At 72.3% G+C, this 24348-nt stretch carries 20 protein-coding genes and 2 pseudogenes; 9 read left to right on the top strand and 13 right to left on the bottom strand.

Features of this window, described 5'->3' with window-relative positions; genetic code table 11:
* Positions 1–73 precede the first annotated feature (73 nt).
* The 4 genes from ACFYOH_RS23350 to ACFYOH_RS23335 form a co-directional block, all read right to left on the bottom strand.
* Entirely contained in the window at positions 74–1042 is a 969-nt protein-coding gene (locus tag ACFYOH_RS23350) for an acetylxylan esterase (protein WP_388628516.1), read from the bottom strand.
* Between the two features lie 106 nt (positions 1043–1148).
* Complete coding sequence (locus tag ACFYOH_RS23345; protein WP_388628513.1) at positions 1149–1733, bottom strand: hypothetical protein; 585 nt, start codon at positions 1731–1733, stop codon at positions 1149–1151.
* A gap of 234 nt (positions 1734–1967) precedes the next feature.
* Complete coding sequence (locus ACFYOH_RS23340; protein ID WP_388629236.1) at positions 1968–2687, bottom strand: ferredoxin reductase; 720 nt, start codon at positions 2685–2687, stop codon at positions 1968–1970.
* A gap of 385 nt (positions 2688–3072) precedes the next feature.
* Positions 3073–3678, bottom strand: a complete 606-nt coding sequence (locus ACFYOH_RS23335; RefSeq protein ID WP_388628510.1) for a sulfite oxidase-like oxidoreductase — start codon at positions 3676–3678, stop codon at positions 3073–3075.
* A 188-nt stretch (positions 3679–3866) separates the two neighbouring features.
* On the opposite strand from ACFYOH_RS23335, the gene ACFYOH_RS23330 reads away from it, so the two are divergent.
* Together ACFYOH_RS23330 and ACFYOH_RS23325 are read left to right on the top strand one after the other, a co-directional pair.
* Positions 3867–4790: an NADP-dependent oxidoreductase gene (locus tag ACFYOH_RS23330; protein WP_388628507.1), complete on the top strand. Its 924-nt coding sequence runs from the start codon at positions 3867–3869 to the stop codon at positions 4788–4790.
* Between the two features lie 5 nt (positions 4791–4795).
* Positions 4796–5548: a GNAT family N-acetyltransferase gene (locus ACFYOH_RS23325; RefSeq protein ID WP_388629233.1), complete on the top strand. Its 753-nt coding sequence runs from the start codon at positions 4796–4798 to the stop codon at positions 5546–5548.
* Between the two features lie 20 nt (positions 5549–5568).
* On the opposite strand, the gene ACFYOH_RS23320 is transcribed toward ACFYOH_RS23325, so the two are convergent.
* Positions 5569–5985 (bottom strand): MarR family winged helix-turn-helix transcriptional regulator, encoded by a 417-nt coding sequence (locus ACFYOH_RS23320; RefSeq protein ID WP_388629230.1) that lies wholly within the window; start codon positions 5983–5985, stop codon positions 5569–5571.
* Positions 5986–6111: 126 nt separating this feature from the next.
* Here ACFYOH_RS23320 and ACFYOH_RS23315 point away from each other — a divergent pair, with 126 nt between their 5' ends.
* Entirely contained in the window at positions 6112–7206 is a 1095-nt protein-coding gene (locus ACFYOH_RS23315) for a hypothetical protein (RefSeq protein ID WP_388628504.1), read from the top strand.
* A gap of 86 nt (positions 7207–7292) precedes the next feature.
* Here the strand turns inward: ACFYOH_RS23315 and ACFYOH_RS23310 are convergent.
* Positions 7293–8096 (bottom strand): annotated as a pseudogene (locus tag ACFYOH_RS23310) (VWA-like domain-containing protein); the annotation flags it as partial.
* A 764-nt stretch (positions 8097–8860) separates the two neighbouring features.
* Here ACFYOH_RS23310 and ACFYOH_RS23305 point away from each other — a divergent pair.
* A complete protein-coding gene (locus tag ACFYOH_RS23305) occupies positions 8861–9655 on the top strand; it encodes a putative protein N(5)-glutamine methyltransferase (protein WP_388628501.1) in 795 nt (264 codons plus the stop codon).
* Positions 9656–9658: 3 nt separating this feature from the next.
* Here the strand turns inward: ACFYOH_RS23305 and ACFYOH_RS23300 are convergent, their stop codons facing one another.
* Complete coding sequence (locus tag ACFYOH_RS23300; RefSeq protein WP_388628498.1) at positions 9659–11737, bottom strand: SpoIIE family protein phosphatase; 2079 nt, start codon at positions 11735–11737, stop codon at positions 9659–9661.
* Positions 11738–12048: 311 nt separating this feature from the next.
* Here ACFYOH_RS23300 and ACFYOH_RS23295 point away from each other — a divergent pair, with 311 nt between their 5' ends.
* The 4 genes from ACFYOH_RS23295 (at position 12049) to ACFYOH_RS23280 (ending at position 16284) form a co-directional block, all read left to right on the top strand.
* A complete protein-coding gene (locus ACFYOH_RS23295) occupies positions 12049–12924 on the top strand; it encodes a hypothetical protein (protein WP_388628495.1) in 876 nt (291 codons plus the stop codon).
* A 104-nt stretch (positions 12925–13028) separates the two neighbouring features.
* Entirely contained in the window at positions 13029–13400 is a 372-nt protein-coding gene (locus tag ACFYOH_RS23290; RefSeq protein WP_351545904.1) for a hypothetical protein, read from the top strand.
* A gap of 288 nt (positions 13401–13688) precedes the next feature.
* Positions 13689–15704 carry an FAD-dependent oxidoreductase gene (locus ACFYOH_RS23285; RefSeq protein WP_388628493.1) on the top strand — a complete coding sequence of 672 codons (2016 nt, stop codon included), beginning with the start codon at positions 13689–13691 and terminating at the stop codon, positions 15702–15704.
* A 31-nt stretch (positions 15705–15735) separates the two neighbouring features.
* Complete coding sequence (locus ACFYOH_RS23280) at positions 15736–16284, top strand: PadR family transcriptional regulator (RefSeq protein WP_388628490.1); 549 nt, start codon at positions 15736–15738, stop codon at positions 16282–16284.
* Positions 16285–16304: 20 nt separating this feature from the next.
* On the opposite strand, the gene ACFYOH_RS23275 is transcribed toward ACFYOH_RS23280, so the two are convergent.
* A complete protein-coding gene (locus tag ACFYOH_RS23275) occupies positions 16305–16844 on the bottom strand; it encodes a hypothetical protein (RefSeq protein ID WP_388628487.1) in 540 nt (179 codons plus the stop codon).
* Positions 16845–16950: 106 nt separating this feature from the next.
* Positions 16951–17884, bottom strand: a pseudogene (locus ACFYOH_RS23270) (fibronectin type III domain-containing protein).
* 431 nt (positions 17885–18315) lie between these two features.
* On the opposite strand from ACFYOH_RS23270, the gene ACFYOH_RS23265 reads away from it, so the two are divergent.
* Positions 18316–19035, top strand: coding sequence for a glycoside hydrolase family 75 protein (locus ACFYOH_RS23265; RefSeq protein ID WP_388629228.1), 720 nt, complete (start codon positions 18316–18318; stop codon positions 19033–19035).
* A 22-nt stretch (positions 19036–19057) separates the two neighbouring features.
* On the opposite strand, the gene ACFYOH_RS23260 is transcribed toward ACFYOH_RS23265, so the two are convergent.
* The 4 genes from ACFYOH_RS23260 to ACFYOH_RS23245 form a co-directional block, all read right to left on the bottom strand.
* Positions 19058–19468, bottom strand: a complete 411-nt coding sequence (locus ACFYOH_RS23260; RefSeq protein WP_388628484.1) for a PTS-dependent dihydroxyacetone kinase phosphotransferase subunit DhaM — start codon at positions 19466–19468, stop codon at positions 19058–19060.
* Positions 19465–20070 carry a dihydroxyacetone kinase subunit DhaL gene (gene dhaL, locus ACFYOH_RS23255; RefSeq protein ID WP_388628482.1) on the bottom strand — a complete coding sequence of 202 codons (606 nt, stop codon included), beginning with the start codon at positions 20068–20070 and terminating at the stop codon, positions 19465–19467. The genes ACFYOH_RS23260 and dhaL overlap by 4 nt, the downstream gene beginning before the upstream one ends.
* 67 nt (positions 20071–20137) lie before the next feature.
* Positions 20138–21130, bottom strand: coding sequence for a dihydroxyacetone kinase subunit DhaK (gene dhaK, locus ACFYOH_RS23250; protein ID WP_388628479.1), 993 nt, complete (start codon positions 21128–21130; stop codon positions 20138–20140).
* A 626-nt stretch (positions 21131–21756) separates the two neighbouring features.
* On the bottom strand, positions 21757–24000 hold the full coding sequence (locus tag ACFYOH_RS23245) for an RICIN domain-containing protein (protein ID WP_388628476.1): 2244 nt from the start codon (positions 23998–24000) through the stop codon (positions 21757–21759).
* Between the last annotated feature and the right edge of the window lie 348 nt (positions 24001–24348).

The raw sequence follows: 24348 nt of genomic DNA, 5'->3' as shown, positions 1-24348 counted from the left end.
CCCGGGTCCCGAACGTACCGACTGGTCGGACTGGAGGGAAGTGTCCGGCAGATGCTCGCGTCCGTCCGCCGCCTCAGGCGTACGACCGCAGCCAGCGCAGCTGCTCCGCCTCGTGGAAGGGGCCGCCGCCCTCGTGGTCGTTGAAGTCGTAGACCTCGATCGCCTTGTCCTCGTGCGCCCAGGCGTTGAACGCGGCGAACACGGTCGATGGCGGGCAGGTCTGGTCCTCCAGCGCCGCCGAGAACATCGCCGGGGCCCGGCCGCGGGCCGCGAAGTGCACCCCGTCGAAGTAGGAGAGCGTGCGCAGCACCTCCGCCGAGCGGCCCCGGTGCGTCTTGAGGAACAGGCCGATCTCACGGTAGGGATGCCGGTCCGTCAGCGTGGTCGCGCGCGGGAAGTCGCACAGGAACGGCACGTCCGGCGCCACCGCGACCAGGTCGGGGACCAGGCCGCCGACGGCCAGGGTGATGCCGCCGCCCTGGCTGGCGCCGAGCGCCACGGTACGGGCCGGGTCGGTCAGCGGGTGCGAACGGGCCGCCTCGACGGCGCGTACGGCGTCCGTGAACACACGCCGGTAGTAGTAGTTCTCCGGCGCGTCGATGCCCCGCGTCATGTACCCGGGGTACGCCGGGCCGGTGCCGACCGGGTCCGCCGTGCCGCCCCCGGCGCCCCAGGCGCTGCCCTGGCCGCGGGTGTCCATCACGAAGTGCGCCCGGCCCGTCGAGGCCCACAGCAGGTTCTCGTGCGGCAGTCCGCGCCCGCCGCCGTAGCCGACGAACTCCACGACCAGCGGCAGCGGTTCGGTCGCGCCGGCCGGCAGCCGGAGCCAGCCCTTGACCGGGTGACCGCCGAACCCGGCGAACGTCACGTCGTACACCTGGACCGTCGACAGCCCGGTGTCCACCGGCTCGAAGCGGGCGTCCAGCTCGTGCTCGCGTGCCTCCTCCAGGGTCTTGTCCCAGAAGGCGTCGAAGTCCTCGGGCTCGGTGGACTCGCTGCGGTGCTCGCGGAGTTCGTCGAGGGGCAGGTCGAACAGGGCCATCTACAACCACCTTCGCGAAGGGAGACTGCGTCAGTTCACCGTACGTGGGTGCCGCAGGAGGGGCCAGCAAGCGTTTGCTCCCTGTCGGCGGACGGGCACCTGCCCCTCATGCCCGGGGCTGGGTCCACCTCGGTCCCGTCCGTGCCCATTCCCGTTCCCACTCCGCCAGCCGGTGGCGCAGCGCGATCCGGCGCTCGACGGCGTGCACGAGGAGCACGGCGGCCGCCGAACCACCCGCCGCGACCAGCCCGATGGTCACCGCGTGCTGCCAGACCGCCGCGTCGTCCGGCGGCGGTGAGACACTGCGGCCCCGGGCGTCGAACCACACCGAGACCGTGTCACCGGTACGGGTGCCCGCCGGCACCCGGGCCCACGCCGTACGCGTGCCCTTGCCGGGCTCGGTCCAGCGGACGTGGGCGCGGTACGGGTACGCGCGGTCGCCCTGCTCGGCGGACAGCCGCTCGGGCGGGTCGCCGAACACCCGTGCACGGACCTGGTGGCGCTCGGCCCGCTGCGCGGCCGCGACGCTGCGGGCCGTGTCGTGCGCGCGCAGACCCGCGGCCACGCCGACCAGCGGTGTGACCACGAACAGCAGGACGGCCACGATCAGCAGCGTCCATGCCTCCACGACATCCGAGCGGCGCCGCAGCGGATTGTGCTGCAAGCGCCAGCCACACACCCCGGTACGCATGCCCACCTCCTCGCACCGTCGGAGCCGCAGAGCCGACGAGCCGGTCCATGAGGCCCGGACTCGTCGCCCCCCTCCGCCGCTCACGCACACGAGCGTCCACACCCGTCTCGTACCCCGTACGGAGTACGGAGCACCTCGCTCGCGCCGCGAACCGCGGGTTCAAGCCCACTTGGAGCACGGAACGCGCCATGCGCCCCACGCTGCGCGAACGACCTCAGCGCGCGACCCGGAGGGTCAGCCGAACCGCTCGATGCGGATCCGGTCCACGGGCTGGCCCGCCGCGACCAGCAGCCGGGACACGTGCTCCGCGAACCCGTTGGATCCGCACACATAGGCCTCCCACCCACCGGGAGGCTGCTCGGCCAGGAGCGGCCCCACATGTGCGGCTGCCATACGTCCCACGGGCACCCCCTGTGGGGCGCTGCGGGTGAAGACGGGCGTCGTCTCCGCGCCCAGCTCGGCCGCGTAGATCAGCTCCTCGGGGCTGCGCGCGGACACCAGCATGCGCAGCGGCACGGTGAGACCGCGGCTGCGGTGGTGCCGCACCATCGACATCAGCGGGACGATCCCGGAGCCGGCGCCGATCAGCAGCGCGGGCCGGTCGCCGGGCCAGGCGAAGAAACCGCTCAGCGGCCCGCGCACCTCGACGGTGTCACCGGGCCGGGCGACCGTGTGGAACCAGCCGGAGACCTCGCCGTCCGGTACCCGGTCCAGGGTCAGCTCGATGTGCCCGGAGTCGTCAGGCGCCGAGGCGATCGAGTAGTGCCGCTGCGCCACATACCCGTCCGCCGCGGTCAGCCGCAGCATCAGGTGCTGGCCGGGCAGATGCCCCGTCCAGCCCGGCACCGCCAGCCGGAAGGTGGCAGCGTGCGGCGTTTCCCGCCGGATCTCCGTCACCGTGGCGATCTGCCACACGGCCGCCACCTGATCGCTCACGGCGATGCGTCCGGGCACCGCGAAACGCCTCGCGGCAACGGCGGCGCCGTGGGACGGGAGGTCCGGGGGGAGGGAGGCCGCGGCCAGGAGCGGGGCCGTGATGGCGGCCGCGTCCTGCGAGCGGGCAGCGAGGCCGGAGGCCGCCGCCGGCCCGATCGGCTCAGGGCGCGGGGAGGGGGTGGCCGTGTCCGGGAGTGGAGCCTCCAGGTTCCCGGTTGCCGCCCCGGCGGTCGGGTCCGCGGGGACGGCCGGGCCCGGGGCCGCAGCGCGGGCGCACTCGTCCGGCGCGTAGCCGGCTGCTTCCGGTGCCGTGGCGCCGGTGGCCGGGGCCAGGGCCCGAGGCACGGGCGGAATCCCTGGTTCCGGGCGTGTGGCGTGGTTGCCCGGGTTCGTCGTCACCGTGTCAGTCACCGGAGTACCGCTGCTCCTGCCAGGGGTTGCCGCGTTCGTGGTAGCCGTTGCGTTCCCAGAAGCCCTGCTCGTCGTGGTCGAGGAGTGTCAGGCCGGCGATCCACTTGGCGCTCTTCCAGAAGTAGAGATGGGGCACCAGCAGCCGCGCCGGGCCGCCGTGCTCGGCCGGGAGCGGCTTGCCGTCGTACTCCCAGGCGATCCAGGCCCGCCCGCCGGTGAGGTCGGCGAGCGGCAGGTTGGTGGTGTAGCCGGTGTGGGAGCGGGCGAGCACATGGGTGGCGGACACATGTGGCCGCACCACATGGAAGAACGCGTCCAGCGAGACCCCGCCGAAGCGCACGCCGAACTTCGACCAGCCGGTCACACAGTGGATGTCGCCGTCGTACGCCGACGCCGGCAGCGCGTGCGCCGCGTCCCAGTCCCAGCTGTGCGGCTGTTCCACCAGGCCGTCGATGCGGAAGGACCAGTCGGCCGGTGCGAGGTCGGGGGTGACCTCGGCGGACAGGACCGGCCACTCCTCGCGCGCGTCGTACTGCCCGGGCGGCAGCCCAGGGTTGTGGACGCGCGGACGGCCCGTGAAGCCTCGCGTTACGTTCATCCTTCAACCGTACGTGGTCGTTCCGCGTGCTCCGTCCCTGGTCGTCGCCCCTCACGCCCGGATGATGGCGGCCGTATGAACTCTTTCGGGCCACGGGAATAGCTCTGCGGCGCTTCTCCTTTGCCCTCGATGCCGGCACCGGTACACCGGTACACCGGTGGCAGGGCGAGAGAAGCGAGGGAAACAGCATGTCCAAGGCGTATGTCCACACGCGGCACGGGGGACCGGAGACCGAGGCGCTGATCGACCTCGACCGCCCCGGTCCGGGCCCCGGTGAGATCCTGATCGCGGTCCGCGCGGCGGGCGTCAATCCCGTCGACTGGAAGCTGCGCCAGGGCTTCCGCCGCCCCGGCGAGGGCGAGCCTGTCTTTCCCACGGTCCTCGGCAGCGAGGCCGCCGGCGTCGTCGAGGAGGTCGGCCCGGGAGTCACCGGCTTCGCCGTGGGCGACGAGGTGTTCGGCAGTGCCGCCCGTGGCGCATTCGCCGAGTACGCCCTGCTCACCGCCGACGTGACCGCCCACAAACCCGCCGCGCTCTCCTTCCGTGACGCCGCCACCCTCCCGGTCGCCGCCGCGACCGCCTACGACGGCGTCCGCCAGCTCGACCTGCCCGGCGGCTCGACCCTGCTGGTGACGGGCGCGGGCGGCGGCGTCGGGACCGCGGCCGTGCAGATCGCCCGGGCGTTCGGACTGCGGGTCGTGGGCGTGGCGAGCGAGGGCAAGAGGGAGTTCGTGGAGTCGCTGGGCGCGGTGCACGTGCCCTCCGGACCCGACCTGGCCGAGCGGGTGCGAGCCGCCGCGCCGGACGGCATCGACGGGGTGTACGACCTGGTGGGCGAGCCGGTGCTCACCGAGGTCGCCGAACTGCTGAAGGACCGCGGCAAGCTGGTCACCGCGGGCTCGCCGCAGCAGGCCGCGGCCGCACTCGGCGGCGCCCCCGTCAGACGGGTCCGCACCGCCGCCGTGCTCGAGGCGGTGGCCGACCTCGCCGTACGCGGCGCCCTGAAGCCGCACATCACCCGCACCTTCCCGCTGGAGCAGGCCGGCCAGGCGCTGCGCGCCGTCGAGGACGGGCACGCCCTCGGCAAGATCGTGATCGAGGTGGCCGCGTGAGCGTCATAGCCGGAGCGGGCGTCGGCGACGGGCCCGCCGCCGACGGCCAGCACGTCCTCGACAACCCCGCTTTCGCCTCCCTGACCGGCCCGCACGCCCGCTTCGCCGAGCGGCGCGGCCGGGTGCTGCGCTACCCCCTCGACGTCTCTCCCTGGCTGGCGCTGCCCGACGAACCGGACGCGCGGGACTGGGCCGACCTGGCCGCGCTGGCCGGTTCCGGCGCGGAGATCCCGCTGGCCGGGTACTGCGGCGACGTACCGGACGGCTGGGAGATCACCTTCCGGATCGAGGGCGTGCAGTTCGTGGACGACGGCCTGGCCGCCGCGCCGGACGCGGAGGCGGTGCGCCTCGGCCCTGCGGACGTACCCGAGATGCTCGATCTCGTGGACCGCACCCGGCCCGGACCGTTCCTGCCGCGCACCGTCGACCTCGGCACCTACCTCGGCATCCGCCGCGGCGGCGCGCTGATCGCGATGGCGGGGGAGAGGCTCCGCCCGCCGGGCTGGACCGAGATCAGCGCGGTCTGCACCGATCCCGCCTTCCGCGGCGAAGGCCTCGCCACCCGGCTGATCCTCGCGGTCGCGCACGGCATACGGGAGCGCGGCGAGACGCCCTTCCTGCACACGAGCGCCCAGAACGCCGGCGCGATCCGGCTGTACGAGTCCCTCGGCTTCCGGCTTCGCCGCCGTACGGCCTTCCTCGCGGCGCGCGCCCCGGAGCGGCTGGCCGACGAGCGGGCCGCGGTGCCGGTGGCGTAGCTATCGCGGCCGGTGCGCTGTCATCCCGGGGCCGGCGGTCGGTCGGCCCCGGTCTCGCCCGGACCCGCGTTGTACCGCTCCAGGTAGGCCGCGAAGCGCATCAGGTCCTCCTCCGGCCAGTCGGCGAGCCGCTCGCGGAACGCGGCCCGGCGGCTGCGGGTGACCTGGGCGAGGATGTCCCGGCCGCCCTCCGTCAGATGCAGCACCTGGACCCGGTGGTCCTCCGGATCGAGGCGGCGCTCGATCAGCCCGGCCCGCTCCAGCGCGGCCACTTGGCGGCTGACCGTGGACTTGTCGAGCGCGTAATGGGCGGCGAGATCCGTCGCCCGGCAACCGCCCTGCTCCTCCAGATGGCCGAGCAGGGTGTACGACACCAGGGACAGCTCCGGGTGCATACGGCCCGCCGAGGCCCGGGCCCGGCGGGCGAAGATGGTCATCTCGCGCTGGATCGTCTCCACGGCCGACTCCGCTGCGCTCACGGGAATACCTCCTCCGGCGTTCTAGTTGTATAGTACAACTTGATGTGAGAGTTGTATAAGCCAACTACCTGGAGGTCGCGCGCGATGAGGTCGCCCGCACTGCGCCATGTGCTCACGCACCTGATCACCCCGCTGCTGATGTGCATAGGCATGGGGCTCGCGTACATGGGGGCCTTCGTGGCCCCGGAGCCGCACCACCTGCCGGTCGCCGTCGTCGGCAGCGCCCCGCAGGCGAAGGTCTTCGCGCAGACGGTCAAGGACACCGCCGGGGACAAGCTCGACGTCCGCACGGTCGCGACCCGTGCCGACGCCGTCCACCTGCTGAAGTCCAGGGATGTGACCGGCGCCTACGTGCCGAGCGCCAAGGCGCCCGAACTGCTGGTGGCCAGCGCCGCCTCCGACATGGGCGCGACGGCGGTCGAGAAGGTCTTCACGCCGGTCGCCGCCAAGGAGGGCGTGCCGCTGAAGGTCACCGACGTGGCCGAGCCGGTCGCCGACGATCCCACGGGGCAGGGCCTGTTCTTCCTGCTCATCGCCCTCAGCATCGGCTCCTACGCCTCGGTCGCCGCGCTCGGCGCCGCGGGCGCCGCCCTCTCGATGCGGGTACGGGCGCTGCTCACCCTCGGCGTCTCCGCCGTGGTCGGCAGCATTGGAGCGCTGCTCGCCGGACCGGTGTTCCACCTCGCCCACCACGACCTCGAGGGCGTCTGGGGCATGGCCTGGCTGTACTCGGCCGGCATCCTCTTCATCGGCGTCGGACTGCACACCTTCCTGAAGCGGTGGACCACGCTCACCATGATGGTGCTGTTCGTGATGCTCAACTTCACCAGCTCCGGCGGGTTGTTCCGGCCCGAGCTGCAGAACGGCTTCTTCGGCACGCTGCACGCCTTCTGGAACGGCGCCGGATTCGTCGAGGGCGCGCGCAGCCTGCTGTACTTCGGCGACGACGGCCTCGCACGCAACGTGTGGACCCTCGGCGTCTGGCTGCTGGTGGGCCTGGTCGTGACCGGGATCGCGGCCCTGTACGAGCGGCCCCGGCAGGCCCGGCTCGCGGTCGGGCACCCCGGCACCGCGACCGAGCCGGCTGCCCCGCCCGCCGCGGCACCGACCGAGCGGGAGGCGGCGCGGGCGGCCGAGGAGGAGGTCGAGGAAGAGGTCGAGGAGACGGTCGGCGTCTGACCCGGTGCCGCCCGGAACAGGGAGCGCGCCCGGCGACGGGCGGGCTCCCTGCCGGCATGTCGTCGGACGGGCCCCGGTCCGGCTTGTCATCCCGCCGCCGACCCCATCGTCACCACTCGCGCCCACGCCGGGGGCGAGTCCGGCCGGTAGTCGGGACGATCCTCGTCGTACGACCCACCGGCCCGCGGAAACAGCCCCACCACCGTCCGGCACGACGGCCGCACCTCGGGCCACGGCGTCTGACCGTCGGTCAGGACCACCACCGCGTCGGGCCGGGTCCGCAGCGCGCGGGCGAACCCGGTGCGCAGATCCGTCCCGCCGCCGCCCACCAGCTCGATGCCCTCCGTCCGGCACAGCGGCTGCACGGTCCGGGCCGCGGCATCGCAGGACAGCACGGAGACCAGGTCCCGCCGTCCGCCCACGGCCCGGCAGATCGCGGTCACCTTCAGCAGCGCGCTGCCCAGTTCCGCGTCGCTGACCGACCCCGAGGCGTCGATGACGACGCACACCCGGGGCGGCCGGCGCCGCAGACTCGGCAGGACGATCCCGGGCAGCCCGGCCGAGCGCCGCGCCGGCCGGCCGTAGCTGTAGTCCTCGCCCACGCCCGGAGCGGAGACCGCCGACCGCACCGCCGAGCCCAGCAACTGCCGCCATGGCTACGGCGGATGGAACACCTCCTCCGCCCATCGCCGCCAGCCCTGTGGTGCGTTGCCCGGGCTTCCCTTGATGCCCTGCGCCACCCGGAACCGGACCGCGTCCCGCTCCTGCTCGCTCAGCCCGTGCGCGCCGTCCGGCCCCAGCTCCCAGCCCCGGTCCAGCCCGTCGGCGCCGCTGCCGCAGTCCAGCCAGGCCAGCCGGTCCAGGCGCGGCCGGAGCCGGAAGGCCCGCAGGGTGGTCGCCGGCACGACCACCACGTCCGGTGCCCCGGTCTCCATCGCCCGCACCAGCAAGGCCCAGGCGGCGTCCCAGCGGGCCCGCTCGGGGCGCCCCCGGACCGCGTCCGGACGGGTCGGCCGGATCGAACAGGGCGAGGCTGATCCGCTGGCCGGCATCCGCCCAGGCCGGCGGCGTACGGGCCACGAGATGCAGTGGGCCGGCCCGGCCGGGCCGCTCGTACCGGGCCAGTGTCAGGGTCAGGCCGGGGCGCAGCAACCCGTCGGGCGCGATCCTCGGCATGTGCCAGCGCAACAGGTCCGGGGCGAGACGCCGGAGGTCGGCGCGGAGCCGGGCCGCGATCTCCCGGCCGTGGGCGCGGGCGACGGAACGCAGATCGACGTCGACGTCGATCCGGGCGGCGGCGCAGGCCCCCGCCCAGTCCCCGGCGGCACGGCGGCCGGTGGCGAGCTCGATCATGGACGGTGGCACGGCGTACGTCCGTACGCGGAGCCACAAGGAAAGCCAGGAGTCCCCGTGCGCGGTGGAAGGGAGCATCAGCGCTCACCTTGCGCGGACGGGACCTCCAATCTCTGCGAGGCGTGAGTCGTCATCGCGGCGAGCGTAGCCGCCCGGCTCGCCACCGCGCCAGGCGTTTTTCCCACCCGGAACCGGGCGCACCCGTTGGGGTAGGGTGGCCGTCCGGTCGCTGACGGCGCACCGGCAGCGGTGACCGCGAGAGCGCCCTGAAGTCCCGCGGTCCGAAAGGCTTTCCGCCCCCATGTCTTCTTCTGGTCCCCTGTCCTCTTCTTCTCCCGCCACCCTCGTCTCCGCGCTGCGCGCCGCCGGGTGTGTCTTCGCCGAGGACGAGGCGGAGTTGATCCTCGCCACCGCCCGCACGCCCGAGGAGGCGGCCTCGATGGTGGAACGGCGCGCCGCCGGGCACCCACTCGAACACGTCCTGGGCTGGGCCGAGTTCCACGGACTGCGCGTCACGGTGGAACCGGGGGTCTTCGTCCCCCGCCGCCGTACCGAGTTCCTGGTCGACCAGGCGCTGGCCCAGGCGCCGCGGGCGAGCGTCGTCGTGGACCTGTGCTGTGGCTCGGGCGCCCTCGGCGCGGCACTCGCCGCCGCCCTGGACGGTGCCGAGGTGCACGCGGCCGACATCGACCCGGCCGCCGTACGCTGTGCCGCGCGCAACCTCGCCGCCTTCGACGGCCGGGTCCATCAGGGCGACCTCTACGACGCCCTGCCCGCCGCGCTGTGCGGCCGCGTCGGCATCCTCACCGCCAACGTGCCCTACGTCCCCACCGCCGAACTCCCCCTGCTGCCGGCCGAGGCCCGTGACCATGAACCGCGCGTCGCCCTGGACGGCGGCGCCGACGGCCTGGACCTCCTGCGCCGGGTGGCCGCCGGGGCGCCCGAGTGGCTCGCACCGGGCGGCTGTCTGCTGACCGAGACCAGCGAACGCCAGGCACCGGCCGCCGTACGAGCCTTCGCCGACGCGGGTCTGACGGCCCGTACGGCGGTGTCGGAGGAACTGTCCGCGCACGTGGTGATCGGCGTACTGCCGTGACCGTCAGGGCAGTTCCTGCGCCCGGGCGATGAGCAGGGCGACGTCGTCGTGGTTGTCGGGGTGGTGCAGGGTCCGCAGCAGCAGGTCGCAGGTCTCCTCCAGGGGGCGGGCGGGGTCGTCGAGCAGGGACAGCAGGAAGTCCAGGCGTTCGTCCAGGGAGTGGCTGCGGGTCTCCACCAGGCCGTCGGTGTAGAACACCAGCTCGTCGCCGGGCTCGAAGTCGACGGTGACGGTGGAGAACGCTACGCCGCCCACGCCCAGTGGCACACCGGTCGGCAGGTCGAGCAGTTCCGGCGGCCGGCCCGGGCGGAGACGGGCCGGCGGCAGATGGCCGGCGTTGGCGATCCGGCACTGCCGCAGATGCGGATCGTGCACGGCGTACATACAGGTCGCGATGGAGTGGTCCAGGGCCGACGTGGTCTTGTCCAGGTGCTCCAGCAGCAGTGCCGGGTCGAGGTCCAGGGCGGCCAGTGTGGTGGTCGCCGTGCGCAGCCGGCCCATGGTCGCGGCCGCGCTGAGTCCGCTGCCCATCACATCTCCGACCACGAGCGCGGTCTTGCCGCCCTCCAGCGGGATGACGTCGAACCAGTCGCCGCCGACCTCGCTGGTGGCCCCGGCGGGCTGGTAGCGGGAGGCCACCTCCAGGCCGGTCGTCACCGGCGGGCTGCTGGGCAGTAGACTCCGTTGCAGGGTGAGGGCGGTGTTGCGGGCGTTCTGGTACCAGCGCGCGTTGTCGATCTGCACGGCCGCGCGGGCCGCCAGCTCCCGGGCGAGCAGCACGTCGTCCTCGTCGAACGGCGCCGGATTGCGGGTGCGTTTGAGATCCAGGGCGCCCAGCACCTCGCCGCGCGCGATCAGCGGCACCGCGAGATACGAGTGCAGCCCCGCGCGGCCCAGTAGTTCGGCCGCCTCGGGGCTGCGGCCGATGCGCGGCAGGTCCTCGTCCTTCACCTGCGGCACCAGCACCGCCTCGCCCGAGCGCACACACTCGGTGACCAGCCGGTCGGGTCCGTACCGCGCGATCCGGCCGGGCGGATCGGCGGCCAGCACCGCGTCCGAGCCGTCCTGCGGACGCACCGCGAGGGCCCGGATCACCGCCGACTCCGACGGCCCGAGCGTGCTGCGCCGGCCCTCCACCACCGAGTCCAGCAGATCCACGGCCGCCAGGTCGGCGAGCTCCGGAACCGCGACCTCGGCCAACTCGCAGGCGGTGCGCTCCAGTTCGAGCGTCGTACCGATCCGGGCGGAGGCGTCGGCGATGACCGCGAGCCGGCGGCGGGCGGCCTCCGCCTCCATGGAGGCCCGGTGCTGCTCGGTGATGTCGACCACCGTGACCGCGACTCCGAGCACATTGCCCATGGCGTCCTCGAGCCGGTACAGCGAATGGGCCCAGGTGTGGTCCTCGTCCGGGTCGGCGGGGGTACGGCCGGCCAGCGTGTTGTCGATGACCGGCACACCGGTGTCCAGCACCTGCCGGGCGTCGGTCTCCACCGGCTCGGAGTCCAGCATGGGCAGCACCTCACGCAGCGTCCGCCCCACGTGCTCGGCGGCCGGCACCCCGTTGATCTTCTCCAGGGCCGGATTGACCGAGACGTACCGCAGTTGTGTGTCCAGGACGGCGTAGCCGATCGGTGACTGCTTCACCATCCGCTCGGACAGCGCCACGTCCTGCTCCAGACGCCGTACGGTCGACTGATCGGCGCACAGCCCGAGCGCGTACACGTCACCGCGGTCGTCCAGCAGCCGCATGTTGCGGAATTCCACCAGGCGGGTGCTGCCGTCCTTGTGCCGGATCGGGAAGCCGCCGGCCCAGCTCTGCCCGGTGCGCATCACATCGGCGAAGAGCTTGCCGACCAGCTCGAAGTGTCGTTCGTGGACCATGAGCCGGGCCGCGTACTGGCCGAGGGCCTCGCCCGCGCCGTAGCCGAACAGCTCCTCCGCCTGCGGGCTCCACAGCACGATCCGCCCGGTGGTGTCCAGCACCACCGACGCCACGCCCAGCACGTCGAGCAGTCCGCCCGGCCGCACCGGTCCGCGCACGGGCTCGCCGCCCTCCGTCACCGGAGCCTCGGCTGCACTCATGCCATGCACCGCCTTCGCCCGTCCGCACGGCACGCCGTCCCCCGTGCCGACTCCCCTTGATCCACCAAGCTCACACCCGACTCTCCGACGCCGTGCCGGTCACCTCCACCATCTCTCACCACAGCCGTGCACGTCCGTCGAAGCCCGTAGGCCGGGGCCGAACTCCTGTCCCGGACATCCTGCACGCCCGTTCGGCGGACGGGGAGAGTTCACGCTCATGTTGCTGCATTGGCCTGTACATGACTAATGCGCCACGCCAGACTGTCCGCCGACCGAGTGTTCCCAGCCCCGCCCCGCCCGAGGAGTCGGCCATGCCCGCGTCCGCCCGGCAACGTTGTCACGCAGTCCTCGCCGGACTCGTCACCCTCGCCACCGCCGCCGTCGTGTCCCTCACCGCACCCGCCTCCGCGGCCGACACCTGGACGGAGACCGGCTCCGACCGCGCCCGACCGCTGGACGAGAGCCAGGGGCTGGCCTCCGTGGAGGTCCCCGCGAACAGCCCCAACCGGTACACCGGTATCGGCACCATTCCCCTCGGTGTCTCCATGCGCGGCTGGAACCACGTCGGCGACCCCGACGCCTCGTACAACGGCTACTACATCGAGCCCTACCAGCGGGACTCCGGCAACTCGAAGATGTACCGCGTGCAGGCGCCCGACGGCACCTGGTCGGAGTACGTCCACACGCTCAGCCCAGGCGAGGCGCTGAACAACTCCTGGGACGCGATCTCGCCCGACGGCCAGTGGATGCTCTCGGGCGAGTGGGGGACGATGAACCGCCTGCTGGTCTTCCCCACCCCCGGCGTCAACCCGTCCACCTCGCCCTCGGCGAACCTCCCGCAGGTCTCCACGGTCGACCTCGACCACGCCGTCCGTGACGTCCAGGGCTGCGACTTCTCCGGCCCCACCACCCTGCTGTGCTCCTCCGACGACCCCGACGGCAGCCTCTTCGGCATGACCAAGCCGCTGCTCCAGATCGACCTGTCGGCCCCGCCGAACGGCTCCGGGGACGTCACCGGCCATGTCACCGCCCTGCGCCAGCTGCCGCTGCGCAGCTCCTGCTCCGGCAGCTTCGAGGTGGAGGGCATCGACTACGACCGCCGCACCGGGATCCTGCGCGTGATCGTGATGTCACCGGGTTTCTGCATCCTGACGGACAGCAAGACGTACAAGTTCTCCCGCGGCTGAACCCGCCTGGGGTGTGCCGACCGGCAGGTGGTGCTTTCCTGAGGGTGGACGCGGTCCGGCGGGGTACTCCCTTGCACCGCGGCGCGCCACGAAAGGAGCGATCAATGGCACACACGGAGCGGTCGCATCCGGAAACCGTCACGGTGGAGATCAGCGGTTCCAAGGAGGACGCGCGCCTCGTCTTCGACGCGCTGAGCTCCTGCTTCGCGTCCGACCGGGGCGCGGACGAGATCCCTCAGCAGCTCCATGAGGTCCGTCCGATGGTGTGGCTCGGCACATACGACGTCGCGGACGCCCGGGGGCCGGGCTGCCCGCCGGTCCACCTCGACGCGGCCGTCCAGGCGGACGTCCAGGGCGGCTACTGGGCCGTGGACCGGTTCCGGCACACCCTCGACTCGATGTTCGCCGTCGAGGAGACCTGTACGGCCTCCGGCGACCAGGAGAGGGACCTGCATCTGCGGCTCCGCAGCCGCTGACCCCCTCCCGCCCTGCGGCAGTGCCCCGGCCGGCCCGGCGTCGGCCGGGGCGTAGTGCGCCTCGCCGTCGCCGAAGGGCCAGTCGACGGACGTGTGCCACGAACACCACTCCGTCGTCCTCGCGCACGCCCAGGTGGTCGCCGTAACGCAGGGTGCTCGGTCCCGACTGTACATACTAGTAGGTACAAAGGTGGTTTGCGTCACTTGCCGATGGTTGTGCAACTAGTTGCATAAAGGCTCGCGTTTCCTCTACAACAAGAGGCGACGACACCGCGCACGGAGGGCCCGATGAGCCGTTACCCGCATCTGATGACCCCGCTCGACCTGGGCTTCACCACTCTGCCCAACCGCGTGCTGATGGGCTCCATGCACGTGGGCCTGGAGGAGGCCGAGCGCGGCTTCGAGCGCATGGCGGCGTTCTACGCGGCCCGCGCCAGGGGCGGGGTGGGCCTCATCGTCACCGGCGGCATCGCGCCCAACGACGAGGGCCGCCCGTACGAGGGCGGCGCCAGGCTCACCACCGAGGCGGAGGCCGAGCAGCACCAGGTGGTCACCGAGGCCGTGCACCGCGAGGGCGGCCGGATCGCGATGCAGATCCTGCACTTCGGGCGTTACGCCTATCACCAGGACCTCGTCGCACCCAGCCCGCTCCAGGCACCGATCAGCCCGTTCGTGCCGCGCGAACTCACCGACGCCGAGGTCGAGCGCACCATCGACGACTACGCCCGTGCCGCCCGCCTCGCCCGGCAGGCCGGCTACGACGGCGTGGAGATCATGGGCTCCGAGGGCTATCTGATCAACGAGTTCATCGCGGCGCAGACCAACCGGCGCACCGACCGCTGGGGCGGGTCGTACGAGAACCGGATGCGTTTCCCCGTCGAGATCGTCAGGCGGGTCCGCGAAGCGGTCGGCGAGGACTTCATCGTCATCTACCGGCTGTCCATGCTGGACCTGGTACCGGGCGGTTCCTCGCTGGACGAGGTGATCACCCTCGGCAAGGCGGTCGAGGCCGCCGGGGCGACGATCATCAACACCGGCATCGGCTGGCACGAGGCCCGCATCCCCACCATCGCCACCTCCGTCCCGCGCGGCGCCTACACCTGGGTCACCAAGAAGCTCATGGGCGAGGTGTCCGTGCCGCTGGTGACCACCAACCGCATCAACACCCCGGAGCTGGCAGAGGAGTTGCTGGCCGGCGGCTACGCGGACATGGTCTCCATGGCCCGCCCGATGCTCGCCGACCCCGACTTCGTCGCCAAGGCCGCCGCCGGCACCCCCGAGGCCATCAACACCTGCATCGGCTGCAACCAGGCCTGCCTCGACCACACCTTCAGCGGCAAGATCACCTCCTGCCTGGTCAACCCGCGCGCCTGCCACGAGACGGAGCTGCTGCTCTCCCCGACCCGGCTGAAGAAGCGCGTCGCGGTCGTCGGCGCGGGACCGGCGGGCCTGGCCTGCGCGGTGAGCGCCGCCGAACGCGGCCACGAGGTCACCCTCTTCGACGCCGCGAGCGAGATCGGCGGCCAGCTCAACGTGGCCCGCAAGGTCCCCGGCAAGCAGGAGTTCGACGAGACGCTGCGCTACTTCCGCCACCAGCTCGACGCGCACGGGGTCGACGTACGCCTCGACACCTGGGTCACCGCCGAGACCGTGGCCGGCTACGACGAGGTCGTGGTCGCCACCGGCGTCACCCCGCGCACCCCGGACATCCCCGGCGTCGACCACCCGCGCGTCGTCGGCTACCTCGACGTGCTCCAGGGCCGCGTGTCCGTCGGCGACCGGGTCGCCGTCCTCGGCGCCGGCGGCATCGGCTTCGATGTCGCCGAATACCTCACCGACGGCGGGGACAAGGCGAGCGAGGACCCGGAGACGTACTTCCGCGCCTGGGGCGTGGACATGGACTACCGGACGCCGGGCGGCCTCGCCGCGCCGCAGCGGCCCACCCCGCCGCGCCAGGTCCACCTGCTGCAGCGCAAGACCACCAAGGTCGGCGCGGACCTCGGCAAGACCACCGGCTGGATCCACCGCACCGAACTCAAGCACCGCGGCGTGACCATGGTCCCGGGCGTCCGCTACGACCGGATCGACGACGCGGGCCTGCACCTCACCGTCGGCGAGGAGAGCACGGTGCTGGAGGTCGACACGGTGGTCCTGTGCACCGGCCAGGAGCCGCGCCGCGACCTGTACGAGGAGTTGGCCGCCGCCGGGCGCAGCGTCCATCTCATCGGCGGCGCGGACGTCGCCGCCGAGCTGGACGCCAAGCGGGCCATCAAGCAGGGCACGGAGCTGGCGGCGGCGCTGTAGGGCGCCGCCCGGCGATCCCTAGGATGAGGCCATGTCACTCCCGCACGCGATCCTCACCGCCCTGCTGGAAAAGCCGTCGTCGGGACTGGAGCTGACCCGCCGGTTCGACAAGTCGATCGGCTACTTCTGGTCAGCGACGCACCAGCAGATCTATCGCGAGCTGGGGAAACTGGAGGCGCACGGCCTCATCCGCACACTGCCGGCGGAAGCGCCGGCCCGTGGGCAGAAGAAGAGCTACGAGGTCCTGCCCGCGGGCCGCGCCGAACTGGCCCGCTGGGCTGCCGCCGCGCAGGACCCCAAGCCGCTGCGGGACACGCTCCTGCTGCGGCTGCGGGCCGCGGCGGTGGTCGGCACGGCGGGCCTGGAGTCGGACCTGCGCCGCCATCTGGAGCTGCACCGACGGCAGTTGGCCGAGTACCAGGAGATCGAGAAGCGCGACTTCCCGCCTGACCGGGACGCCCCCGAGGACCGGCTGCGCCATCTCGTGCTGCGGGCCGGCATCGACCTGGAGACCTTCTGGACCCAGTGGCTCACCCACGCCCTGGCGGAGTGCGCCGCACTGCGACCCGAAGGCGGCTGAGCCGGTCCGCGGCCGCTGCGTCAGAGCCGGTAGGGCTTCGCACGCCGGCGCAGATACCAGCCCGTGGCGATGGCTCCGGTGCTCACCAGGGCCGCGCCGATGCCCAGAGTCAGTGGGCCGTAGTCCCGGGCGGCGCCGCCCAGGCCGCCCAGCACACCCCGGGCGGACGCCGGCGAGGCCGTCGAGGAGATCGTCGGTTTCGATCCGGACGAGACGATCACCGACTGGCTGCCCGCGGTGCTGCCGCTGGAACAGACCACGACCACGGTGTACGTCCCCGGCTTCACCTTCGACCAGGTTGCGGACTGGCGGACGGACGTGCCCGTCAGCGGGACCTGCCTGCCCTGGGAGAAGTTCGCCTGCCTGCTGGTGAGCAGGGCCGCGTTGCCCCAGCTGCCGTTGATCTCCGAGCAGGCGCCGGTGACCACCGAGACGCCGGACCCGGTGGTGCTGACGGAGATGCCCGAGGCCGCCGCGGACGGCCCGGCGAGGGTGGCCGGGAGCGCCGCGGCGGCCACCAGGGCCAGACCGGAGCGGACGAGGAGTCGCGAGGTGTGCATGGGCAGCAGCCAACGTGGCTGCGGGGGCGCGCGCACCTGGGAGGCAGCCGGTCAGGTGACGGTTTCCTCCGGCCGGCGCAGGGCGCCATCAACCGCGCCCTCCGCATCAGCCCTCCGTCGTTACCGTCAGCTCCGGAGACCAGCCGCCCCACGTGCCGTCCGGCAGCCGTGCCCGCAGCCGTGTAGGTCGCCCCGCCGCGCGGGGGAGTGCCGCCCCACACCAGCGAGGTCGCCGCGGTGCCGTCGAGCTGGATCTGGTACTCGGCGATCACGCCGTCCGCGCGCGGCGGATCCCAGGCCAGGTCGAGGTAGTACGCCCCGTCGGCCCGGTGGGTCTTCGCGGTGAAGCCGGTGGGGGCGGTGTTCCGGCCGTCGTCGGTGCCCGGGGTGGTGAGGCGGACCTGGACACTCGCGGGGGAGAGGTTGTCGGCGGCGTCGCGGGACCGCACCGTGAAGACGTAACGGGAGCCGGGGCGCAGTCCGGTGAGCACGGTCGCGGTCTGGTTCCCGCCGACGCTGTGGATCTTCGCCCCGCTCTGGTACACGTCGTACGACACCACGCCCCGGTCGTCGCGGGAAGCGCCCCAGGACAGCTGGACCTCCCGGGCGCCGAGCACCCGCCCGGCGGGATGCGACGGCCGGGTGGGCGCCGAGCGGTCCGCCGCCACCCTCGCCGGGGTCCGCGCCCGCACGGTACGACTCGGCGGTCCGAGCCGCCCCGCGGTGTCCCGGGCCCGAACGGTGAAGGCATACACGGTGGACGGCCTGAGGCTGGTGACGTCCACCATGTGCTGCGAACCCGGCACGTCCTCCACCTTCGTGGTGCCGCGATACACCTCGTAGGTGCGGATGCCAGGGCTGTCCGGCACCGCGTTCCACATCACGTGCACGCTGGTGGCACTGCCCGCCTGCGCGGTGACCCCGTCGGGAGCGCCGGGCGCCAGGCCTTCGTCGCCTTCGCCGGCCTGGCTCCAGGCGCAGGACGCGACCAGCAGCAGGGCCCCGCCGACCGGCACGAGCGGCCATGGAACGCGTCGCACGGTTCTGCCTCCCCGGGGCCGGCGCCATGGGCATCACGCAAAAGTCCGGACCAATATGGCGCGGCGGTGCGGGCGCGGCAAGAGGGCCGCACGGGTGACCTGGGGGGCCCGCGTTGGTGACCATGCCGGGAAGTTACGTATGCTGAGCTTCCCTAGGGCTGAACTACCCAAGAGAGCAGGGGAGTTCATGCCGCTGGCGCGGACACGCTGTCGTCGCCGAAGCCGCGCCGACGCGGGTGGCCGGGGGATCGGGGGCGGACTTGTTCCCGATCCCCGGCCCCTGTTGTCCCGCAGCGTCCTCTTGTCCCTCATCAGGCGTCAGAAGCGTGCTCCATCCAGCCCTTTCCGGGCGGCCGGTACGCCCGGCCGCCCGGACCGCCACCACAGTGTGCTGGATGTCCGCCCGTCCCCGACGAGAGGGTTCTCTCATCGTGCGTGTCCCGTCGCTGACGCCGGCCCTGGCCGGCGTCGCCCTGCTCGCCCCGGCCGCACTGCACCTTCCGGCCTCGCTGTACGTACCGGCCGCCCCCGTCCCGCCCTGGGAACGGCCCGCGGCCCGCGGCGCGGGCGCGGTGGCGGCCACCGACCTGCTGGCCCGGCTGGGCGAATGCCACCAGATCTCCCGCGGCCGGTACCGCACCGACACCGGCAGACCCGCGACCGTGCCCGTCTGCGGCACCCAGGACGCCGTCTTCTGGAAGGCCGACATGGACGTCGACTGCGACGGACTGTCCACCGCCCGCTGCAACCGCCGCACCGACCCGCAGTTCGCCACCATGACCGCCTACCAGCAGTCCGACGGCCGCCATCTGAACGCCGAGACCCTGCCCTACATCGTCGTCCCGGCCCCCAGCCGTATCTGGAACCCCCGCAAGCTCGGCGTACGGGGCGGCTCGGTCGCCGCCGTCATCTACCGGGACCGGGTGCAGTACGCCGTGGTCGGCGACACCGGTCCGCGCGACCTCATCGGCGAGGCCTCCTACGCCACCGCCCGGGCCCTCGGCATCCGGGCCGACCCGCGCAGCGGCGGGGCGCCCTCCGGGGTCACCTACGTCGTCTTCAGGCACTCCCGCGTGCACCCCATCGAGGACCACATGGCGGCCGTCGCCGCGGGAGCGCGGCTGGCCAGGCTGTTCGTCGCGAACAGATGACCAGCCTGCGCCCGCGGCCGGGTCACACCTTGCGGTAGCCGTACGCCTCCGCCGCCGCGGCCTCCACCGCGTCCAGGTCGGCCCCGGTGGCGGCGGTGACCACCGCCGCGACCGCGCCCTCGACGAACGGCGCGTCCACCAGCCGGGTGTCGTCGGGCAGTTCCTCACCTTCGGCGATCAGCGCCTTCACGGTCAGCACGGCACTGCCGAGATCGGTGAGCACCGCCACCCCGGCGCCCCGGTCCACCGAGGCCGCCGCAGCGGTGATCAGCTCGGCGCTGGTGCCCAGCCCGCCGCCCTCGGTGCCGCCCGCCGGGGCCACGGGAACCGCCGGTGCCCCGCCCGCCAGGCCCTTCGCCAACTCGGCGACCGAGGCGGCCACTTCCGCGCTGTGCGACACCAGCACGATCCCGACCACCTTCTCGTCACTCACCGTCCGCCCTCCGCCGCCTCTTCGAGACCGGCGATGAGCAGCGCCGACGAGGTCGCCCCCGGGTCCTGGTGGCCGATGCTGCGCTCGCCGAGATAGCTCGCCCGGCCCTTGCGGGCCTGCAGCGGGGTGGTGGCCACCGCGCCCTCCTCGGCGGCGGCCCGCGCGGCGGCGAATCCGTCGCCGAGCGCGTCCACGGCCGGCACCAGGGCGTCGATCATCGTCTTGTCGCCGGGGGCCGCCCCGCCCAGCGCCATCACCCCGTCCACACCCGCGCGCAGCGCCTCGGCCAGCTGCTCCTCGCTGACCTCCGCGGCCTCGCCGAGGGCCTTGCCGGTCCGGCGCAGCAGCGTGCCGTACAGCGGCCCCGAGGCGCCGCCGACCGTGGAGATGAGCTGCCGCCCGGCGAGCACCAGGACCGCGCCCGGGGTGTCCGGCGCCTCCTTCTCCAGGGCGGCGTGCACGGCGGTGAAGCCGCGCTGCAGATTGCTGCCATGGTCGGCGTCCCCGATGGCTGAGTCGAGGGCGGTGAGCCGCTCCGCCTCGCGGTTCACGGACGCGGCGGTCGCCGCCATCCAGCGGCGGAAGAAGTCGGCGTCGAGCACTGGATCTCCTTGCGTGGTAGGGGTGATGACCGGCGTGCTACGGGTGATGGTCGCCTCGTCCGCCGTATCACATCCCCCACCGCAGCGCGGGAGTCCGCACCGGCGCGTCCCACAGCCGCAGCAGCTCCTCGTCGACCTGACAGAGCGTCACCGACGCGCCCGCCATGTCCAGCGAGGTGACGTAGTTGCCGACGAGCGTGCGGGCCACGGCCACCCCGCGCTCCCGCAGCACCCGCTGCACCTCCGCGTTGAATCCGTACAGCTCCAGCAGCGGGGTGGCGCCCATGCCGTTGACCAGCACCAGGACGGGGCCGCGCGGTGGCATGTCCTCCAGGATCACGTTCACCGCGAAGTCGGCGATCTCCCCGGAGGTCATCATCGGCCGCCGTTCCCGGCCCGGCTCGCCGTGGATGCCGATGCCCAACTCCAGCTCGCCGTCCGGCAGATCGAAGGTGGGGCTGCCCTTCGCCGGGGTCGTGCAGGCGCTGAGCGCGACACCGAAACTCCGGGAGTTCTCGTTCACCTGACGCCCGATGGACTCGACCCGCTCCAGCGGCTGCCCCTCGGCCGCGGCGGCGCCCGCGATCTTCTCCACGAACAGCGTCGCGCCGGTGCCGCGCCGGCCGGCCGTGTACAGGCTGTCGGTGACCGCCACATCGTCGTTGACGAGCACCTTGGCGACCTGGATGCCCTCGTCCTCGGCCAGTTCGGCCGCCATGTCGAAGTTGAGCACGTCGCCGGTGTAGTTCTTCACGACGAACAGCACACCGGCGCCGCTGTCCACAGCCGCCGCGGCACGCGCCATCTGGTCCGGCACCGGGGAGGTGAACACCTCTCCGGGACATGCGGCGGAGAGCATGCCCGGGCCCACGAACCCGCCGTGCAGCGGCTCGTGCCCCGACCCGCCGCCGGACACCAGCGCCACCTGCCCGGCCACCGGAGCGTCCCGGCGGACGATCACCCGGTTCTCCACGTCCACGATCAGATCGGGACACGCGGCCGCCATTCCGCGCAGCGCGTCCGCCACAACGGTCTCCGGGACGTTGATCAGCATCTTCATGGGTGTCTCCTCGGGAGCTTGGCACTTGGTTTCAGGGCCTGCGTTTCGCAGGGCATCGGCACGGAGGGCCTTTCTCGATCTTGGTGGTTCGTGGCGGTCGGAGACGACTTGTGACGGGGGGTCAGGTACTGGGGCCACCCTGATCGGGGTAACGTCCTCCCGTCTATCGGCAGTATCGACCTTGCATCAGCGAGGGTCACCTGTGGCGGCCGGCTTTCACGCATTGTGGCGGTTCGTGAGCCATGCGTGGATGGTCGGGGCGTCACGAGTTTGAGGAGTCGTGTGTAGCAGCAGAGGGCTGCGGCGAGGCCGAGGAAGGCGAGGTGGTCGCGGGCATGGCGTTCGGATGCGGCGCTCGACGGCGCGGCGGCGGAGCTGGCACGCGACGAAGGACGAACAAGTACCCAGCGCGTGGCACTTATGGTGGAGGCCTCGACCTTGTTCCGCATGCGCCCGAGTGAACTGGCCTGGATCGGCGCCAGCGGGATGCGCAGTCTCACGCCAGTTGCGGGGGGCGTCGTCCTTGTCCTGGTTCCGCTCCGCCGAGAGGGCCCGGGCGGTCCCCCGCCCGGGCCCTCTCGACCATGCCGGCCTCTCTCCTGGGTGCCCTCAGGTCCGCGCCGGACTTACGGATAGCCGACCAGGTAGGCCACGTTGCTGCTCGGGGTCACCTGGGTGCCGGTGCCGTCGACGATGTGGTTGATGGTGCCGGCACCGCCCAGGACCGTGGTGACCATGCTGTGGAGCTTCACCGTGGACGTGGTGGGTGTCTCGATGGCGTGGCCGAGCACGACGGAGGGGTTGTCGCGGAGGTAGGCGTAGACACCCACCCCCCACGCCTCGTGTGAGGTGACCGAGTTGGCGACCTTGTAGGAGGCGTAGCCGAGGTCGCCTCCGCTGGTGGTCCAGCTGGACTGGTCGGGCACGTCGTAGGGGGTCTCGCTCTGGTAGAAGTACGTGCGGCCGCCGTTGCCGTTCCAGGTGGTCTGGTACTTCTGGTAGTGCTCGACCGCCAGGCCGTACATGGTCACGTCGTTGCCGTTGACGATCAGTCCGCTGGCGGCCGGGTTGGTCGTCCAGCCGACGCCGTTGGTGTGGTCCGCCCGCCACAGCCAGAGGTCGTCGCCGATGACGTCGTTGCTGTTGACCACCAGCGTCTGGGTGGCCTTGCCGGCGATGTCGCCGCCGATGCGGAAGAACACGTCGTGCAGCACGATGGGGTCGCCGGTGTGACTGGCGGTCGAGCCCGCCGGGCCGACCTGCATCAGTGTGCTGGAGTTGGTGGTGTTCGCGCTGATCAGCAGCCCGGCGATGTCGATGCCGTCGACATCGGCGGTCGTGATCGCCGTGACGCCGTTGTCCGGCACGAGGGTGGCCAGGCCCAGTCCCAGGACCACCGTGTCGGGGCGCGCGATGTTCAGCGGGGCGGACAGGTGGTAAACGCCAGGAGTGACGATCAGGTTCTGGCCCGCGGCGAGCGCGTTGTTGATCGTCGTGGCGGTGTCACCGGGCTTGACGATGTAGAACTGGCTGATCGGCAGCGAGGTGCCGGGAACGGTACCGTTGATCCAGTCGGGGCCCTGCGCATCGGTGCGAACGGACGGGACGAACACCTGCCAGTTACCCGAACCGTCGACGTAGAGGAACGGCTTCTCGCGCATCACGGGGCTCTGGGCGACGCTGGTGTACTGCGGATTGGGGAAGCTGGTCGCCGGGGCGCCGGTGTCGCCGACGAAGACCATGTTCCAGTTGTGCCCGGTCCAGCCGCCGTCCATGGCGGTGTCCTGGGTGAGGAACTGCTGCTGTGTTCCCGAGTTGATCTGGCCGGAGACGCGGGAGTCGCCGATGTAGCCGCCGCTGGACCAGTTGGTGGTGGTGCCGTGGGTGTCGTCCCACAGCTTCATGCTGCCGTGTACGTCCATGCGCCGGAACGGGTCCGCCTGCGAGACGGCCCACATGGTGCTTCCCGAACTGGGACTCACCGACATGTTCTCGGCGTCACGCCAGAAGTTCTGTGTGGCGTTGCCGTCGCTGGTGTGCCCCTCGACGTGCACGCCGCCGCCCGTGATCGACACCTGGTCCGGTGACAGGCCCAGCCCGGAGACCTGGGTGTAGTAGCCGACGGGTATGTCGACGTTGTAGGTGCCGGGGGTGAACAGCAGGGCGTTGCGCTGGGTGCCGAACTCGTTGGTCTGCTGGGTGCGGTAGAGCGAGTCGATCTTCGACTGGATGGAGGACGTCGGCATCGACGGGTCGAACACCGTCACGTTGGGGCCGAAGTCCGGGGTGTTGGGCGGCGAGGTCAGACCGCCGGTGAGCGTGAAGGACTGGGCGCCGGTGCCGTTGCAGGTGTACTGCTGCAACTGGACGCTGTCGGCAGTGGACGCGGACGCCACATCGAGGCACTTGCCGCTGTTGCGGTTGACGAAGTGGTACGTGCCGGAGGCCTCGGCGACGGGCAGCCACTGCTGGTTGGCGCCGCCGCCGTAGAGCCACAGTTGGGTCAGCGCGCCGTCGGCGGTGGAGACGTCGGTCTCGTCCCAGACCTGATTCGGCGCGGAGGCGACCCCGATCCGGTAGTAGCCGCTGTCGGTCGCGGTGAACTGCCATGACTGGGCGCCGGTGCCGTTGCAGGTGTACTGCTGCACAGCGGTGCCGTTACCGGTGGCCGCGGCACGCGCGTCCACACATTTGCCGCTGTTCGCGTTGACGACGGTGGTGGGGGCGGCGGGGATGGTCGCGGCGCCGGCGCTCGGGGCCGAGACCAGCGCGATGCCGGCGGCGGCCGGCAGCAGGAGCGTAGCCGTGAGGGCGGTTGCGCGTCTGCGATGACGGTGGGCTCGGACGAGCACAGCGAGAACGTTTGCCACGCGTGTCTCCTAGGTCGCCTGCGGGGCGAGAGGTTGATCGGACGTTAGGCGCCACCCGACGAACCGTCAATATAAGTTGAAAGAAAAGTCGTGAACTATGTTCCATGGACTGTCGGAACGTCGTGTCGTTGGAGTCGCGCCAGCCGCTGATGCGGTGCTCGTCGTCCGGGGGAAGGCATGCTGAGCACTCCCACGCCGAGCCCCTATCTGGGGCCGGGGCGGGCGGGGGAGCCAAGGGGGACGGCCGGCGCGGCCCGGCCACATCACCGGCTTTGCGCGGCGTCAGTCGTGCGGGGGCTCAGTGGGCGACCAGCCGTGAGCTGAGCCACTGGAGGGTGGCGGGGATCT

It is taken from the genome of Streptomyces sp. NPDC007856 (assembly GCF_042868225.1).
Taxonomy (GTDB): Bacteria; Actinomycetota; Actinomycetes; order Streptomycetales; family Streptomycetaceae; genus Streptomyces.
This window is presented reverse-complemented; position numbering and strand designations above follow the sequence as displayed.

Bases quoted from the DNA above. Each gene is read 5' to 3' on its own strand.
- ACFYOH_RS23350 (WP_388628516.1), bottom strand. From the start codon at position 1,042: ATGGCCCTGTTCGACCTGCCCCTCGACGAACTCCGCGAGCACCGCAGC.
- ACFYOH_RS23345 (WP_388628513.1), bottom strand. From the start codon at position 1,733: ATGCGTACCGGGGTGTGTGGCTGGCGCTTGCAGCACAATCCGCTGCGG.
- ACFYOH_RS23335 (WP_388628510.1), bottom strand. From the start codon at position 3,678: ATGAACGTAACGCGAGGCTTCACGGGCCGTCCGCGCGTCCACAACCCT.
- ACFYOH_RS23330 (WP_388628507.1), top strand. From the start codon at position 3,867: ATGTCCAAGGCGTATGTCCACACGCGGCACGGGGGACCGGAGACCGAG.
- ACFYOH_RS23320 (WP_388629230.1), bottom strand. From the start codon at position 5,985: ATGACCATCTTCGCCCGCCGGGCCCGGGCCTCGGCGGGCCGTATGCAC.
- ACFYOH_RS23315 (WP_388628504.1), top strand. From the start codon at position 6,112: ATGAGGTCGCCCGCACTGCGCCATGTGCTCACGCACCTGATCACCCCG.
- ACFYOH_RS23305 (WP_388628501.1), top strand. From the start codon at position 8,861: ATGTCTTCTTCTGGTCCCCTGTCCTCTTCTTCTCCCGCCACCCTCGTC.
- ACFYOH_RS23300 (WP_388628498.1), bottom strand. From the start codon at position 11,737: ATGAGTGCAGCCGAGGCTCCGGTGACGGAGGGCGGCGAGCCCGTGCGC.
- ACFYOH_RS23295 (WP_388628495.1), top strand. From the start codon at position 12,049: ATGCCCGCGTCCGCCCGGCAACGTTGTCACGCAGTCCTCGCCGGACTC.
- ACFYOH_RS23290 (WP_351545904.1), top strand. From the start codon at position 13,029: ATGGCACACACGGAGCGGTCGCATCCGGAAACCGTCACGGTGGAGATC.
- ACFYOH_RS23285 (WP_388628493.1), top strand. From the start codon at position 13,689: ATGAGCCGTTACCCGCATCTGATGACCCCGCTCGACCTGGGCTTCACC.
- ACFYOH_RS23280 (WP_388628490.1), top strand. From the start codon at position 15,736: ATGTCACTCCCGCACGCGATCCTCACCGCCCTGCTGGAAAAGCCGTCG.
- ACFYOH_RS23275 (WP_388628487.1), bottom strand. From the start codon at position 16,844: ATGCACACCTCGCGACTCCTCGTCCGCTCCGGTCTGGCCCTGGTGGCC.
- dhaK (WP_388628479.1), bottom strand. From the start codon at position 21,130: ATGAAGATGCTGATCAACGTCCCGGAGACCGTTGTGGCGGACGCGCTG.